A 15,969-nucleotide genomic window follows, 5' to 3' on the forward strand; every position below is an offset into this window, starting at 1 on the left:
CTGCCACAACGACTTCCTTCCTCGGTCTGCACGAGCAGACCAGACTCGGAAGCCTCCGGACAAACGGGGGAAGCTCATCGACGTCCGGCGCTGGCCTGATGGCAGCCGGTAATCCTTCGATCGCAGTATGTGTGGGAGTTCGCTGGATCGCGGTTCGCCGTGTGAGACACGGCAAGGTGAGTGCACTGGCTGGCGGTGACGTGGCTAGGGTGGCGTCCGTGAAGGAGTTCATCGCCTGGAAACGCCGCCGAACCGCGCTCGTCGCGCTTCCGGTGGCGCTGCTGGGGTTTCTCCTGTTGCAGATCGTCTTGTTGCCCGCCCACGGCACGCCGGCGCATGACGCTGTGATGTCCGGGCCTGCTGCTCCGGCTAGTGTTGCGTCCCATGTAGAGCAGCGGCAGGCAACGGCTCCAGATCATGGTGGTGCCGGTCACGCGCACGCCGGCGACGGTCACGGTCCTCACCAGGGGGAGCCGGTGTGCCACGCTGTGCCCAGCTATGCCGACGTCGTTCCGAGTCGCTTCTGGGATGACGAGTTCACGAAGCTTGGTCTAAGCGTTCTGGTCGTTTTGGTGGCTGGAGTGCTGGCGGATTCGCTTGTCTTGCCGCGGTCGCCGTCGTGTCACCGCGGATGGTGCTCACGCCCGCTTTGGCGACCTGCTGGGGTGGACCTTCTGACACGCGTGTGTATCGCCCGAACTTGATTTCACTCGCAGCGTCGCGCGCCTCGTAGGCGTATCCCAAAATTCTGCCACTTCCGTGGCGAGGGCATGTCGCCTTGTGGGATTGCGTTTTTCGCTGGGCGGACCGCAGTGCTGCTCGAATCCTCTCGTTATGTTCGGTTTTGAATCGCACTGATGTCTCGCGGCGCTGACCGCTTGCTTGTCTCTTGGCAACGTGTCTTTCAGCGAGTGCGGCTGCGCATGGACGCGCCGTATTCAGGAGGTTCCCAGTGATCCATGATTCGGTAATCAGTTGTGTCGGATCGACCCCGATGGTCCGTCTCGACCGTTGTTTCCCAGACCCCGACGTAGAGGTGATCGCCAAACTGGAAATGCTCAACCCCGGCGGCAGCATGAAGGATCGACCCGCCCGGTTCATCGTCGAGCAGGGCCTGAGAGAAGGTGCCCTGCGCCCAGGAATGCGCCTGGTAGAGAGCACCTCCGGCAATCTCGGAATCGCGTTGGCGATGGCGGCCGGCCTGCATGGGTTGGCATTTACCGCCGTGGTCGACCCCAAAACGTCACAGGCCAATCTGCGCTTGCTGGAGCTGTTCGGGGCCGACGTGGAGATGGTGACCGAACCCGACGAGGCAGGTGGGTACCTGCACACCCGAGTCCGTCGCGCACGGGAACTGGTCGATGCCGCCTCAAACGCGGTGTTGGTGAACCAGTACGCCAATGAGCTCAACTGGCGCTCCTACCACGACACCGCCGGGCAGGAAATCCTCGATGCCATCGACGGCACGGTCGACTACCTGGTGGCGGCGGTGTCCACGACGGGGTCCATCCAGGGCATCGCGCGTCGGCTGCGGCAGGAACATCCGAAACTCAACGTGGTGGCGGTGGATGCCGTGGGGTCGGTCATCTTCGGCGCTCAGGCCGGGCCACGCCAGCTGCCTGGTTTCGGTGCCAGTCGTGTGCCCGAGATCCTCAATGCTGAGGAGATCGACGAGGTGGTGCACGTCGGTGACGCGGAGTCGGCAGCCGGGTGCCGGCACCTTCTGTCGACGGAGAAGATCTTCGCAGGAGGGTCGTCAGGTGCGGTCGTCGCCGGGATCGAGCACCTGGCGTCACGGCTCAACCATCCGGCGCGGGTGGTCACGGTGTTGCCCGATCGAGGTGAGCGCTACCTCGATCTCGTCTATGACGATGCGTGGGTCGCCAGCCTCCGTGATCCGTGGCAGGAAACGGAAACGGCGGTCAGCACGTGACCGGCACACTCCAGACCCGCCCACGAGAGCAGGTTCCCAGGCAACGAGCCTTGAACGTCCACCGCAGGAACTTGATGTTGCTGTGGGCGGGACAGTTCGTGAACACCGCCGGGTTGATGATGCTGGTGCCGATCATGCCCTTCTACCTGAAGGACATGGGCATCCGGGGAGTCGCGGAAACGCAGACGTGGGCTGGGGTGGCCATCGCCGCCCCGGCCTTGGCCCTGACTGTGGCGACCCCGTTGTGGGGTCGACTCGGTGATCGGGTCGGCCGCAAGTGGATGGTCGTGCGAGCTCTGCTGGGACTGGCCTCGGCGATGGTGGTCATGGCCTTGGCGTTCAGCCCAGTGGTGTTGGTCGCGGGCCGCTTGCTGCAGGGCGCCCTTGGTGGGGTTGTCGAGGCCGCCGCGGCGTTCGCGGGATCAGCCGGTTCGGATAAGAAGCGTGGCTCGTCGCTGGGCAAATCGTTCAGCGCGACCGCCGCCGGGGCCTTGGTCGGACCGATCGCCGGTGGCTTGTTCGTCGGTGCTGGCGGCTTGCGGCAGCTCATGTTCGTGATAGCCGTCGCTGCGGTTGTGCTTGCCGTGGGCTGTGCCGTCGGCCTAGGGGAACCGGAGCGAGCACGGCCCAGCGGACGTGAACGGTCGCGGAAGAACCGGCGTGGCGTGTTGAGCGTTCCCGGCGCCGTGCCGCTGGCGTTGGCTGCCGTTGGCGTCTACTTCGGTGTCTACGGGCTGATTCCTGTTTTCGCCGAACACGTCAGCGGGATCGTCACCGCGCCGAACTCCGCGAGCCTGTGGGTGGGTGTGCTCCATTCGGTGATGTGGGGCGCCACGCTGCTCGGGTCGTTCTGGTGGGGTAAGCGCAACGATGTCACCGGCCGCCCCGTCCGTGCCTTTGCCCTGGCGGCGGGCGGTTGCGCTGTCAGCATCGCGGCGGTGGTGCTTCCGCTGGGACCGCTGGCAGTGATCCCGCTACGTCTGGTGCAGGGGTTCTGCTTCGCCGCGCTCGCTCAATCGCTGTTCCTGCACTTCAGCCATCATGCACCGGAGGAACGGAAGAGTTCGCTGGTCAGCACGGCCAACAGCTTCCTGCTGATCGGGCAATCCGCCGGACCCTTGTTGGCGGGGCCGTTGGTGCTAACGATGCCCGTCAGTGGTGCTGTGCTCGTGATGGCCGCCGCCTCCGGCCTGGCCTGCGTGCTTGCGCTCGGTCCTGCCCGCGCGGAGAAACACGCCGCTGCAGGCAGTGTTGGTCACGATCGCGAGACTGGGGAGGAGACGACTCAGCTTCCCGCTGTTGAACCCGCGATCGTGGATGCCCCGAGCAAAACCACGCAGGGGCCCAACTCGATCTGTCCTGGCGTCAACGTGCGTCCATTCGGCGCATGGATGCTCGCGCCCGAGCGCTTGCATCGCCTCGCCGACCGGCGCGCCACACCGTGGGACCGGACCGACGGCAGGCCGGATGCCCGGCGAGCCGTGCATGTCGTGGACGAGTGGAAGCGGAACGGCGTAGTCGTCCGTCAGCCCCAGGAGGCCCTGTACGCCTATGAGCAAACCGGGCCGCTGGGATGGCAACGCGGCTTGATATCGGCCGTGCACCTCGACAGCCGATTGCTGCCGCACGAGGACGTGAGCCCCGTTCGAGCGGAGGACATGGCCGAGTTCATGCGAGCCAGCGGCATGAATTTCCCGCCGATTCTGCTCGGGTACTCCGGTGATGGGCGAACGACCGAACACCTCGACACCGCGACTCGACACGCGCCGGTTGCCCAATTGTTCACCACAGACGGGCAGGAACACCGCGTTTGGCGTGTCCAGAGCAGTGCGGCGCATGCCGCGATCACCGACGAGCTCCGGACACGGCCGGCGTTCATCGCCGACGGCCATCATCGGTACACCGCGGCGCGGCAGTTCCGTAGGCAGCTCTACGCCGCCGGATATGGTCGCGGCCCATGGGACTACCTGCCGGGCGTTCTCGTCGACACCCAGTACAGCCCCCTGCAGATGGGACCTCTGCACCGCGAACTGCCCTACGTGAATCCCCGCCACATCCTTGCAGCGGCGGCGAGGTGCTTCCGGATCACGGCGCTGAGAGGCCCGCTGGAGGAGTGGATCGATGTGCTCCGGGCACACGCTCGTCGAGGGCCTGCTTTCATTATCGCCACACGGCAGGAAACATTTCTGCTCACTGATCCGCATCCGGGATTCCTGAACGACGCTGTGGGCCGGTTGCCGGATCCTGTTCGAACCATGCATCTCACCGTGCTTGATTCCTTGATCAACAAGGTGTGGGCGGTACCTGAGCAGGACATCCGTTACGAGCCCAGCGCCACCTGCGCGGTGCGCCGGGTGCACGAGCACGGCGGACTCGCCATCCTCGTCATGCCCCCGACCCAACGAAGCCTGCAGGCCGCAGCGGCAGCGGGCAGCCGCCTGCCCTACAAGGCAACGACTTTTGGGCCGAAGCCCCATCCGTCTTTGGTGCTGCGCACCCTCGGCACCTTCCCGGGTGAAGTGAGCTGTCGTGCAGCTTGAGGAGACGGCAACCTCGCGCAGCGCTTGTCGAACACCACGAAGGTGCGAGCGCTTTAGGATGGAGGTCGTGCGAACCCGGTCAGTGTCCGGCCCGTGGTGGCTGTTGCTGTTGCTCGCCTTCGGTGTGGTGGCCATGCACCACGCGCCGATCGCGCATGCCGACGGGACGCCATCGCACGGTACGCCGCCTGCGGTCAGCACCGAGCACCGATCCGCGGGGCCGGGCCAGCCCATGTCAGCCAGTGTCGGTGGCGATACGGCCACCCATGTCCCTGTCGTCTCCGCTGGCGACAAGTCGGGTATGGAACACGGCTTGCTGCACCTGTGCCTAGCGGTCCTGGCAGGAGCCGCCGCTGTCGCCATCGCGTCGCTGGCACTGCGGACCCTGCCCGCGACTGCTTCGCTTCGAGCATCGACCCCGACGAGCATCGGACGCGCCCGACCTCCACCGCCGGTTCCTCGAAGACTTGCCGAGCTGTGCGTCCTTCGACTGTGAGCATCCGCCTCCCGTAACGATCACGGGGACTGTTGCGGGCACGTGCTCAGGTTGAAATCGCATTGAATACGCATGACGAAGGAACCTCAGAATGAAGATTATTCGCGTAGCGGGCGTTTCGATCACAGCGGCAGTCGCGGCTGTCCTGCTCGCCGGGTGTACCGGCTCCGATCAAGCCATGCCCGGCATGGATCACGGCACTCCGCCGAGTGCCTCGCAGCCGCCTGCCGAAGCCGGCCAGCACAACGATGCCGACATGGCCTTCGCGCAAGGCATGATTCCCCACCACACTCAAGCGATCAAGATGTCGCAACTGGCACCGGAGCGGGCGCAGTCCGAGCAGGTGAAGAACCTCGCTCGCCAGATCGAAGCCGCCCAAGGCCCGGAGATCGACACGCTGACCGGGTGGCTAAAGGGTTGGGGAGCCCCGGCACCGCAGAGCGGCATGTCCGGCATGGACCACGGTGACATGCCAGGCATGGAACATGGCGGCATGCAGGGCATGATGGCCCCGGAGGACATGCAGACGCTCCAAGAAGCCAAGGGCGCCGAGTTCGACCGCATGTTCCTAGAGATGATGATCAAGCACCATGAGGGCGCGGTGGGCATGGCCCGGACCGAGCTGGCTCAAGGTCAGTTCTCCGAAGCCAAGCAAATGGCCGAGCAGATTATCAGCAGTCAGCAGGCCGAGATCAAGACCATGCAGGACCTGCTGAAGCAAGGCTGACACGGTCGACGGTGCCGCTCGTCCGTATCAGCGGGCGGCACCGTCACGCCTACCGGATCACCACGCCGGGCGCGGTCGTGGTCGTCTCCGGCGACACCCGCGTCTACGACGAGGTCCAAAGACCTCGCGCGCGGCGCCGACGTGCTGGTGCACGAAGCCTGCCGCGCCACCTCGCTGGCGCCGTACGTCGAGGGCTCCGCTTTCGAGACGATCTTCAGTTACCACGCCGACACCGTCGCCCTCGGCGCGCTGGCCGAGAAGGCCGGAGTGGGGCAGCTGGTGCTCAACCACCTCATCCCCGCGCCGGAGAGCGACGAGGACCGCGCCGCCCACGAGCAGGAGGTGCGCGACGGCGGCTGGACCGGCCCGGTCCTCGTCGGCTCCGACCTCGATTCAGTCGTGCTCGGCGGCTGACGGCCTAGACCAGGGGAAACTTTGCCTGCCCACGAAACCGGAATCCTCCTGGACGACGGTGATGAACCGCCTGGAGCACCGAGAACCCTCACCGTCGTCCTCTTCGGTCCGTCCCGGAGCCCCGGATCCGTGTTGTGAGCCGTCGACCGCTGCGCGATCCCTTGGAGCGCAGAACGTCGCGGTACTGCCGAATCAGTTGGGCCGCAAGGGATCGCGTAGCAGTGCCTGGTGAAATCCGGCCTGGCCGGGTACGCGCCGGCCGGGCTGTGGTCGTTCGGCGAACCGCACTGGAACGAGCAGGGGGACGCGTGAACCCGCGCGATCCGGACGGGCTGTCCGCAATCAGCTGGTGGGGCGGTTGTCCTGCGGGCGTTGCAGAGTTTGGAACTGGTCGATCCAGGCGTAGCCGCGGCCGGGTAGCCCGTCGGGTCCCGGCTGGACGGTCTTGGAGGCGAAGACGCTGTTGAACAGCCACGGCGTCTTGTCCGCGTTGAAGCCCTGCACCATCGGGTCGTCCTGCGCGATGCCGTAGGAAGCGAAGGCGAGCCTGCCCGTGTCCCGCAACAGCTGGACTTGATCGCGCAGGAAGTGCTTGTGCTGTTCGTACCACGGGCTCATCGAGCACAAGTCGTTCCACTGCCGCTGCGGCACCGGGGTGTCGATCGCCGCGCGCACCGCCTTCCACACCGGAGTTCCAGCCGGGAAGCCGTACCGCCGGGCGTACTCGGCCGGTACCGGCTTGCGGAGCTGCTTCTTCCACAACAGCACCAAGGAGAATTCGGTGACCAGGATTCGCTGGTCGCCGCGCAGCTTCGGCAGCACGTAGTCGAGGTAGGCGTTGGTGCCCTCCGGCGCGTCCACATGGGGGTGGATGTCGACGCCCTCGATCTCCGGGGTGCGCCGGGCGAAGTCGAGCCAGCGGGCGGTGGCGTTCGTCTGCTCGTCAGGCCGGTCGAGGTGGTTCAGCGCGCCCAGGAACAGGTGGGTGCGGCAGCCCTCGGGGAAGTGGCGCCGCCGGTAGTCGATGACGTGCCGCGTCAGAATCTCGTAGTACTCGTTGAGCCGCTCCGTTCGGTCGGATCGACGAGTCTCCAGGAACGGTTCGTTGCCGACGCAGAGCAGCTCCACCCGGTCCATGACCGCTGGCAGGACCTTGTCGAGCCGGGCGAGGTCGGCGTTCATCGCCGGGCTGCCGGGGCGCGGGAGTGGGCGATCGCTGTTCTGGAACTTCAGTGACAGGGCGGTGCCGTAGCCCCGGTCCGCCGCCTCCAGGAGCAGGCGCAGCTCGGGCTGCTGAGCGGGGTCGCCCTGGTCGGTCTTGTGCATCGTGACGAAGCCGCGCAGCCAGCTGCTGTTCATCGCTTCCAGCTCGGGGAAGGTCACTGTGTCCGTTGCACCATTGAAGTTCGCCCCCAGCACCCCGTCCGGGATCCCCGTTGGACCCGGTTTAACCGGTTCGCCCGCCTTTCGCGGCGCTGGCGACGAATTGACTGGGGAGCGTTCAGCTTCACAGCCTGCCAAGCCGATGCTAGCCGATGCCAGCAATGCTGCCAGCTGCCGCCGCGACAACGTCAACTGCCCGTACTGTTGCATGATCACCTTCACTGTGGCGGTTCGGATACCGCCGGGGAGTGTGCCTTTGGCACTGTTCGACTTGTTTCGACGGGTGACCCGACGCGTTGCAGCCGTCGTCCGCTGGACGCGCCGAAGGGCGTGGTGGTTGTCCGGTCGGCGATGGGGAACTCGCGGCAACCCGCGCCCTGGACTCTTGGGTGCGCGGAGAAAGTGCACGGCCTCGGCGATTTCTTCGGCGTAACCGTGCAACCTCAGACCGGCCAATTCGTTTAAATTGTCGTGGACGCTCCGGGGGGAGCTCGTTTCTGAAAAAAATCGGTGCTTGAAAAATTCCGAGTGCGACCACCTTGGACGTAAGCACGCGCGTATCGACGCTTGCGCGTTTGTCGTCGTTGGCCTCGCTCATTAGGGTCGCAGTGATGACGCCCGTGTCGATGTTGGCTCGTCAGCGGTCCAGTGCTCGACTTGGGCGGTCCACGCCGAAAGATCGAGCTCGACGCCTTGCGGATTGGTCGGTTACGCCTACACCAGTGATACCTGGCGCGGCCAGAGTCTGAGCGGGACACCGAGACCGAAAAGGTGATCAGACGACACCTTTGGGTCCACGCTGGGAAACATGCCGCCTTCCTGCTGGTCGGATGGCTAAGTCCGGCGTCTGCGAAGGCCTGAGAGCTCGCCTGACCTTGGCTATAGCGCTCGTCGGTGGGCAGGAATAACGGAGGTGAGCACAGCGCTTCCTGGAAGCCGCTCCGAAGCTGTCCGGAAGGGCACCTTGCATGCGCGGGGCTCGTGGTGCTCGCCGTTGTGGGATGCTGCGTTGGTGCTGCGCATCGGCTGGTCTTTTCAGGTGAGGTTTCCGATGCGCTGAGCAAGATCTTTCTGCGAACCCTTAACTGTGGGCCGGACGCTCGCCGGTGACCTGGAAGTTCCTGGTCACGCACACCGCTGGGCCACTGATGCCTTACAAGCAAGGGGTCGCTGGTTCGAACCCAGCTGCGCCCACCGTAGGGGAAACCCGCTGATTTGGTGCAAATGACCAGTTCGGCGGGCTTTTCTCGCTCATCGAGGCGACAGCAACCGATTTCCCCGCCGTCGTCACTGCTGGACATCTTGCGGTTCCCTCCGGGAACCGTCCTTCATCGAGGCCAGTGCCAACACCAGGCCAGCTGGCAGTCCGTAGTGGTTCTGTTCGGGAGCCTCCTGCGTCGAGGCCGGTATCCCCTGCCGTGGCGGGCCGACAGTGTGCAAGAGCTGACGAGGTCAGCGCCGGCCAGCCGGTGCTCGAGGCGATCGCGATGACGGTCAGCGCCAGCCGCTCCACCAGAAGCGCGTCGAGCGGGTGGGGCTGCCGTCGCGTTCGATCCACACCAGCCCGTTGAGACCGTCGCCGGCGAGCCGCTCGGCCACCCGCGGCTCGCCGCCCGCCGCGGAGATCCGTCCACCGCCGGGACCGCAGCGCAGGTCCACCGGCGCACCGCCGTCGCGGACCAGGCTGATCCCGACGATGCACTCCCCGAGCACGGCGGCTGCGCGCACCGCCGCGGGAACATCGGCGCGGTGCCGGATCAGGGCGTCGAAGTAGTCGATCACGGACCGAGCTCGCCGCTCCCGCGTCGAGTTCGGCGAGCCGGTACGTGAGACCTTGCACGCGGTGACGCTACGAGGAGCGTTGTTCCACCTGCAAGCCCCTTGCCAGCGCAACGATGACCTCCGCGGCGCCCCGCACGCTCACCGCCGCGGTGGACAGCAGCGAGGAACCGTGGAACGTGCCGGGGAACGAGTGCAGCTCCACGCTGACGCCCGCCTGCAGCAACGCCGTCGCATAAGCGATGCCCTCGTCCCGCAGCGGGTCCAGCTCCATGGTCGAGAGGTAGGTCGGGGGCAGGCCGCGCAGGTCCTGCGCCCGCGCCGGGGCGGCGTACGGGGAGACCTCGGCGTCCGATTCCGCCGCCGTGCCGTTCCTGCCCAGGTAGTACTGCCACGACAGGACAGCGTTCGGTCGGTTCCACATCGGGGTGTCCACGAACTCGACCATCGACCGGGTCTCCAGCCGGTCGTCCAGCTCCGGGATTTCCAAGAGCTGGAAGGCGACCGGGACCTCGCCCCGGTCGCGCGCCAGCAGCGTCGTCCCCGCGGCCAGCCCGCCACCCGCGCTCTGCCCGCCGACGGCGATCCGTTCCGGGTCGACGCCGAGCTCGGCTGCGTTGGCGTGCAGGTACCGCAGCGCGGCGTAGCAGTCCTGCAGCGGACCCGGGTAGGGGGTTTCCGGCGCGAGCCGGTAGTCGACGCTGGCGACCGCGATGCCCAGCCGTTGCACCAGGTCGATGCAAAGCGGGTCCTCGACCTTGGCCTGGCCGATGGCGAACCCGCCGCCGTGGAGCCACAGCAAGGTCGGCAGGGCGTCCCGTTCCGCTGCGTCCGGCGGCGTGAAGAAGCGGATCGAGACGTCCGGCGCACCCTCCGGGCCGGGGGCCGCCAGCTCGCGCCACGTGATCCCCTCGTACGAGACCGCGGCGAGCATCGCCTCGGTCATGGTGGTGAAGCGTTCCCGAGCCGTGGTCAGGTCGGCGAAGTCCAGCTTCGGCAGCATCGCCGCCGCGGCGGCGAGCTCGGGGTCCATTGTGGGAAACGTGGTCATGACGGGCATGCTGCCCGGCGACCATGGTGCGGGTCACCCGCCATCCGTCTGTTCTTCCGCGTAGGACGACCGACGAGCGTCGGTTCGGTGCCCGCGTCGGTGGTGCGGGCCGGGAGGGGGTGCGGCCCCGGACCGGCCGAGCGGCGGGGGCTCGGACAACCGGCGGCACGTCCTGCCGTGCGTACCGCACGCAGGTCTGTGCGCGTTCTCGCTGAAGTCGCGCACGCTCTCTACGTGGAATGGGTGGAGATCGCAGCCGAGGGACAAGGCCGGAGAGCATTGCGATGATGCCCGCCCGTGTATCAGCTCGGCGAGATGACGAGGAAGGAACGTGCACTTCCGCTCGGAGTGCCAACAACCATCAGGCATTCCGCGAGGTGGCCTCGGCGCGGGCAACGCGGATGGAAAAGGCCTGATCGCCCGCGAGTGTGCGGTGAACTCCTCATGAAATCGTCAAGTCCAGGATTGTGCGTCAGTGCCCTGCGTGCGGGCCAGCGGTGGCGGTTTCCTGGGATATCAATTCGGGTGTTATTTCCGAGTTGTTTACGGAGATGCGTCGAGGTGTCCACGCGGTGCATCCCCTGGTGAAAATGTGGCCGAGAATTTGGTTCGGGTATCTGAGATATACGGAAAGTCACGTGACGTCAGTCACGCGAGCGGAGCTCTTGTTGTCCGATGTGGACATCGGGTACGGTGCTGATGTTGTGAAAATAAAGTGACTGAAAGTGACGAAACCGGTGTCGTCGGAGCGGGCTCGAGCCGCGGCGACTTCACCGAGAAGTTCGCTGCGGTTGCCGTGTTTCATGCCTTGGCAATGCAGGACACTGGTGTCGAAATCGGCGGACCGCGTAGCGAACGTCGCCAACTGATGTCGTATGGGTGCAGCTGTCGAGCCCGATGAACGTGTGACGACGGCTTTGTGTTCGGCCTGCGCGCACTTCCTGGCGAGGTTTGCAATATCGTCAGTTATTCCGTTGGTCGCGCGATGTTTCTTTTCCTGTTGACCGTCTCGGTGAAGAAGCTACCGGTGGAGTGATGGAGTTAACAAGATGGCAGCGAGTGCTGTAATTGCGGGGTTGGGGGCATGGCTGCCGCCGTCGGTGGTGACCAACGGTGACCTGTGCTCGCGACTGGACACCACTGAGGAGTGGATAGAGAGTCGCACCGGGATCCGGGAACGCCGCGAGGTCTCCGGCGGGGCGGCCACAGTGGATCTCGCGGTCAAAGCCGGCGAACGAGCGTTGAAGTCGGCCGGCCTGCGATCCGTTGATGCGGTCGTCATCGCCACTACCTCGCCTGATCGGACCTGTCCGGCGGGCGCGCCGGAGGTGGCGTCGAGACTGGGCGTGGGTGCGGTCGCCGCCTTCGACCTGACTTCCGCCTGCAGCGGGTTCGTGTACGGGCTTGCCACCTGCGCGGGGCTCATTGCCGCCGACGTCGCCGAGACGGTGCTCTTCATCGGTGCGGAAGCGTTCTCCACGTTCGTCAACCCGGAGGACCGGGCGACGGCGCCGATCTTCGGTGATGGCGCTGGTGCGGTGGTGTTGCGCCGCGGGAGTCCCGACGAACCGGGCGCGATCGGGCCGTTCGATCTGGGCAGCGATGGCGAGAATGCCGACCTGCTCGCGGTCGCGGCCGGTGGTTCCCGGCAGCGCGCGTCGACCAGGCTCGGCAACGACGACGTGCCAACAGAGGACTGGTACCTGTCGATGGCCGGGCGGGCCATCTTCCAACACGCGCTGGCGCGAATGACGGCGTCGGCGAACACCGTGCTGGACCGGGCGGGCTGGGCGGTGGCGGATGTGGATCGTTTCGTGGGGCACCAGGCGAACATTCGAATTCTCACGTCGGTCGCGCAGCGCCTGGGTATTGCGCAGGACCGGGTCCCGGCCAACATCGACCGGGTCGGGAACACGCTGGCCGCTTCCATCCCTCTCGTTCTCGCGGAATCCTGCGCCAATGGCGACCTGAGGCCGGGTGACCGCGTGTTGATGACCGCGTTCGGAGCGGGGCTTTCATGGGGCTCGACAGTGCTCGTGTGGCCAGACGTCGTGACTACGAGTCCATTCTGATTTTATCTGATTCGATGAAAAAGAGGCTATGGTGGAAAAACTGATCAGCCGTGTCGGGGAACTCTTGACCAGCCGGTTTGAAGTTGCCCCCGATGACGTGAGCCCTGACGCGTCGTTCGACGACCTGGGCTTGGACTCCTTGGCGCAGGTGGAACTCGGAGAAATCCTCGAGCAGAATTTCGGCATCGAGGTGTCCGATGAAGAAATGGAGAAATTAGCGACACTGGCCGATCTGGCCGAGTTGCTGAAGCAAAAAGGCGTGGCCGCCTGATGCCTGGGTTCGCCGCGGCGGTCACCGGGCTGGGGTTGATCACGCCCGCTGGCACCGGGATCGAAGCGAACTGGGATCGCGTCACGTCCGGGCGGCCGACGGCGGCCGTCGATCCGGAGCTGGACGGCCTCCCGGTCAACTTCGCGTGCCGAGTGCCTGACTTCGATCCCGCCGCGAGCCTGGGCGAGCAGAAGACCTGGCAACTCGATCGGCATCAGCAGTTCGCCCTGGTAGCGGCCCGCGAGGCCATCCGAGATGCAGGACTCTCCCCGGAGAGCTGGGACGGCTCGCGCGTCGCCGTCGTTCTCGGGTCCGGCGCAGGCGGCAGCTCGACGATGGAAAACCAGCAGACCCGGCTCCTCGAACGGGGTGCGGCGAAAGTCTCTGCCCTGACCCTCCCGATGGGGCTCGTCAACATGGCCGCTGGCCGGTTGGCGATCGAGTTCGGTGCCCGCGGGCCGAACCTGACGGTCTGCACGGCGTGTGCCTCCGGCGCGAGCGCAATCGGCACGGCTCGCGACCTCCTCCGCTCCGGTGCGGCCGACATCGTGATCGCCGGTGGCACCGAGGCGGTGGTGACTCCGCTGTTCGTCGCCGCCTTCAACCGGATGCGGGCCCTGTCGAGGAACAATTCCGATCCTGGGGCGGCATCCCGCCCGTTCGACGAGGCACGCGACGGTTTCGTCATCGCCGAAGGTGCCGCCGTGCTCGTCCTGGAGAACGAACGCCATGCCCAGGCCAGGAAGGCACGGGTGCGGGGCCACGTCGTCGGTTACGGAGCGTCCGCCGACGGGCATCACATCACCGCGCCGGATGCGGACGGTGCAGGGGCCGAGCAGGCGCTGCGAACCGCGATGAAAGATGCCGACCTCACCGCGGAGGAGGTGCAGCACGTGAACGCTCACGGTACTTCAACGCCTCTCAACGACGTGGCCGAAGCAGCGACCATTCGGCGGGTCATCGGTGACCATGCCGCCGTGAGCTCGACCAAGGGCGTGACCGGACATGCGCTCGGTGCCGCCGGCGCGATCGAAGCCGCCTACAGCATCCTCGCGCTCCAGCACGCGTGTATTCCCCCTACTGCCAATTTGGAGAATCCGGATCCACGGGTAGACCTCGACCTCGTCGCAGGGGCGGCGCGGGCGGGTGAAATCCGCGTGGCGCTCAGCAATTCATTCGGATTCGGCGGGCAGAACGCGGTTCTGGCGTTCGCCTGCGTCTGAGAGAACGGTGAGGATCCCCATGACACGCTCCGTGGAACGCCTGGAGCAGGCCGAAAACCACAGTACGGACGCCCATGACGAGCTCGTCGCGCTCATCTTCGATGGCAAGTTCGCGAGCCTGCACGAGGACCTGCGCACCGAGCTGGAGCGCCCGCTGTTCGATTCGCGGCCGGGACTGTCGGCCCTGGACGCGGGGCGGCTGTCCTACGAGCGGGCTCGCTGGCTGCACGACCGTACGGGCCGTGACGGTGAGCTGGTGCGCGACCCCGAGCGGATGTTCGCGATCAGCGAGTGGTCGTGCCTGGCGGATACCACCACTCTTCCGGTGCTGAATATCCACTACAACCTGTGCATGGGGACCATTCTCGCGCACAGTGCGGAACGAGACGACCTCGACGATTACCTCGAAGAGCTCAGCAGCATGTCCTCGGTTGGCCTGCTGATCGCCACCGAACTCGGCTATGGAAACAACATTGCAGCGTTGGAGACCGTGGCGGTCTACGATCACGCGAATGGCGAGTTCGTGCTGAACACCCCGAACGCTCGGGCGCAGAAGTTCATGCCGAACACCGGAATCACCGACATCCCCAAGCTGGCGGTGGTGCTGGCGCGGCTCGATGTTTCCGGGGTCGACCGTGGCGTTTTCCCGTTCATCGTGCGCATCTCCGACCGGGACGGCCTGCGTCCGGGCGTTCACGTCGAGCGACTTCCGGAGAAGCCCGGATTCGCGTTGGACAACGGTGTGACCCGGTTCGAGAACGTCCGCATTCCGCGCAGGAATCTGCTGACCGGGAACATGGGTGAACTCACCCCCGAGGGAGAGTTCCGCAGCATCGTGAAGAACAAGCGCAGGCAGGTGCTGCGCGTCCTGGACAGGGTGACCCCGGGGCGGATCTGTTTGAGCGGTGCGCTGGTCTCAGCTGGGCGGGCCAGCACTTACATCGCGATCCGGTACTCGTGGCAACGTCTGACGGCCGGGCCCGGAAACGGCGAGATGCCGATCATCGCGTTCCGCAGTCAGCAGACAGCGCTGTTCACCGCGCTGGCCCGTGTTTACGCGATGACTTTCCTGCTCAATCACGTGAAACGGGAGTACCTCGGTTGTGACGAGGGGAACCGGACCGAGGTCAACCAGTTGATCTCGATCGCGAAGGTGGTGTCGAGCTGGGAGATGTCCGAGGTCCTCCACGTCTGCCGGGAGCGGTGCGGTGCACAGGGCATGTTCTCGATCAATCGAATCGCGGACTACATTCCGATGGCGCAAGGCGTGGTCACTGCCGAGGGGGACAACCTGCCACTGCTCGCCACGGTGGCCAGCCAGTTGATGACCGCACGACACGGTAGGCCGGTTCCCCAGCCGCCGGCGCCCGCTGACCTCGACGACTGCGATTTTCATCGTGACCTGCTGCGGTATCGCGAGGAAAGCCTGCGCTGGGAAGCGCAACAGGAGATGTCCGCACAGGCCCAAGAGGGGCAGAGCCTGCACGCCCGCTGGAACGACAACATGAGCACTGCCATGTCGATGGCTCGGACCCGCGGTGCGAGACTGGCCTTGGAGCGGCTTTCGGTGGTGGCGGGCGGTGCCGGGATCGCGGAAAGCCGTGCTGCGCTGGAACTGCTGTCGAAGATCTACGGTCTCGGCGAAATCGACCGGGACAGCGGCTGGTACCTCGCGCGGGGAGCTGTGCGCCCCGACCAGGTGGAGCGACTGCCTCGCGAGATCGACTCGCTGTGCGAACAGCTCCTGCCGTACTCGGCGATGCTCGTGGACGCGTTCGAACTCACTCCCGAACTCCTGCGCGCGCCCATTGCGGCTGATGACTACGTTTCCGCGGTCGATCTGGCGGTCGGACACGGGCTCACCACGGCTGAGGTCGGCTGACCGCTGCTGCGGACCTCTCCGAGGAGGAACTTTCCCGGCGGTGCAGCGGTTGCTGACGCGCGTCGACGGCGGTGTCTCGTCCAGCTGGGAGAAGTTCAGAGCAGCCCTGCTGCAGAGCCGAACGCACCGTGTGCCGCGATCGCACGCGGTGCGTTCGGCTCTGCCCGGCCTCACAGCCGTCCCGGGGCGACGTCCGTC

General features: G+C 66.0%; 11 protein-coding genes. 8 read left to right on the forward strand and 3 right to left on the reverse strand.

Going from position 1 to position 15,969, the window contains the following annotated elements; genetic code table 11:
• Positions 1–952 precede the first annotated feature (952 nt).
• The 4 genes from sbnA (at position 953) to OOZ19_RS15875 (ending at position 6,110) form a co-directional block, all read left to right on the forward strand.
• Positions 953–1,933 carry a 2,3-diaminopropionate biosynthesis protein SbnA gene (sbnA, locus tag OOZ19_RS15860; protein ID WP_266090876.1) on the forward strand — a complete coding sequence of 327 codons (981 nt, stop codon included), beginning with the start codon at positions 953–955 and terminating at the stop codon, positions 1,931–1,933.
• 74 nt (positions 1,934–2,007) lie between these two features.
• Complete coding sequence (locus tag OOZ19_RS15865) at positions 2,008–4,473, forward strand: MFS transporter (RefSeq protein WP_266090877.1); 2,466 nt, start codon at positions 2,008–2,010, stop codon at positions 4,471–4,473.
• 587 nt (positions 4,474–5,060) lie between these two features.
• Positions 5,061–5,696 (forward strand): DUF305 domain-containing protein, encoded by a 636-nt coding sequence (locus OOZ19_RS15870; protein ID WP_266090878.1) that lies wholly within the window; start codon positions 5,061–5,063, stop codon positions 5,694–5,696.
• A 141-nt stretch (positions 5,697–5,837) separates the two neighbouring features.
• Positions 5,838–6,110 carry an MBL fold metallo-hydrolase gene (locus OOZ19_RS15875; protein WP_266090879.1) on the forward strand — a complete coding sequence of 91 codons (273 nt, stop codon included), beginning with the start codon at positions 5,838–5,840 and terminating at the stop codon, positions 6,108–6,110.
• A gap of 342 nt (positions 6,111–6,452) precedes the next feature.
• Here the strand turns inward: OOZ19_RS15875 and OOZ19_RS15880 are convergent, their stop codons facing one another.
• The 3 genes from OOZ19_RS15880 to OOZ19_RS15890 form a co-directional block, all read right to left on the reverse strand.
• Complete coding sequence (locus tag OOZ19_RS15880; RefSeq protein WP_266090880.1) at positions 6,453–7,493, reverse strand: hypothetical protein; 1,041 nt, start codon at positions 7,491–7,493, stop codon at positions 6,453–6,455.
• A 1,494-nt stretch (positions 7,494–8,987) separates the two neighbouring features.
• On the reverse strand, positions 8,988–9,275 hold the full coding sequence (locus OOZ19_RS15885; protein WP_266090881.1) for a hypothetical protein: 288 nt from the start codon (positions 9,273–9,275) through the stop codon (positions 8,988–8,990).
• 67 nt (positions 9,276–9,342) lie between these two features.
• The gene (locus tag OOZ19_RS15890) at positions 9,343–10,323 is read right to left on the reverse strand and encodes an alpha/beta hydrolase (protein WP_266090882.1); all 981 of its coding nucleotides are present in this window, start codon (positions 10,321–10,323) and stop codon (positions 9,343–9,345) included.
• A gap of 1,049 nt (positions 10,324–11,372) precedes the next feature.
• Here OOZ19_RS15890 and OOZ19_RS15895 point away from each other — a divergent pair.
• From OOZ19_RS15895 to OOZ19_RS15910, 4 genes are read left to right on the forward strand one after another with little or no spacing between them, the layout of a single operon-like run.
• The gene (locus OOZ19_RS15895; RefSeq protein ID WP_266090883.1) at positions 11,373–12,395 is read left to right on the forward strand and encodes a beta-ketoacyl-ACP synthase III; all 1,023 of its coding nucleotides are present in this window, start codon (positions 11,373–11,375) and stop codon (positions 12,393–12,395) included.
• A 28-nt stretch (positions 12,396–12,423) separates the two neighbouring features.
• Entirely contained in the window at positions 12,424–12,666 is a 243-nt protein-coding gene (locus tag OOZ19_RS15900) for an acyl carrier protein (RefSeq protein WP_266090884.1), read from the forward strand.
• A complete protein-coding gene (locus OOZ19_RS15905; protein WP_266090885.1) occupies positions 12,666–13,889 on the forward strand; it encodes a beta-ketoacyl-[acyl-carrier-protein] synthase family protein in 1,224 nt (407 codons plus the stop codon). Before OOZ19_RS15900 ends, OOZ19_RS15905 begins: the two co-directional genes overlap by 1 nt.
• Before the next feature lie 19 nt (positions 13,890–13,908).
• On the forward strand, positions 13,909–15,771 hold the full coding sequence (locus OOZ19_RS15910; protein ID WP_266090886.1) for an acyl-CoA dehydrogenase family protein: 1,863 nt from the start codon (positions 13,909–13,911) through the stop codon (positions 15,769–15,771).
• Positions 15,772–15,969: the final 198 nt, after the last annotated feature.

It is taken from the genome of Saccharopolyspora sp. NFXS83, assembly GCF_026241095.1.
GTDB lineage: Bacteria > Actinomycetota > Actinomycetes > Mycobacteriales > Pseudonocardiaceae > Saccharopolyspora_C.

Excerpts from the sequence above, each read along its gene's own strand:
- OOZ19_RS15865 (WP_266090877.1), top strand. The coding sequence starts at position 2,008 with ATGTTGCTGTGGGCGGGACAGTTCGTGAACACCGCCGGGTTGATGATG.
- OOZ19_RS15870 (WP_266090878.1), top strand. The coding sequence starts at position 5,061 with ATGAAGATTATTCGCGTAGCGGGCGTTTCGATCACAGCGGCAGTCGCG.
- OOZ19_RS15890 (WP_266090882.1), bottom strand. The coding sequence starts at position 10,323 with ATGACCACGTTTCCCACAATGGACCCCGAGCTCGCCGCCGCGGCGGCG.
- OOZ19_RS15895 (WP_266090883.1), top strand. The coding sequence starts at position 11,373 with ATGGCAGCGAGTGCTGTAATTGCGGGGTTGGGGGCATGGCTGCCGCCG.
- OOZ19_RS15900 (WP_266090884.1), top strand. The coding sequence starts at position 12,424 with ATGGTGGAAAAACTGATCAGCCGTGTCGGGGAACTCTTGACCAGCCGG.
- OOZ19_RS15905 (WP_266090885.1), top strand. The coding sequence starts at position 12,666 with ATGCCTGGGTTCGCCGCGGCGGTCACCGGGCTGGGGTTGATCACGCCC.
- OOZ19_RS15910 (WP_266090886.1), top strand. The coding sequence starts at position 13,909 with ATGACACGCTCCGTGGAACGCCTGGAGCAGGCCGAAAACCACAGTACG.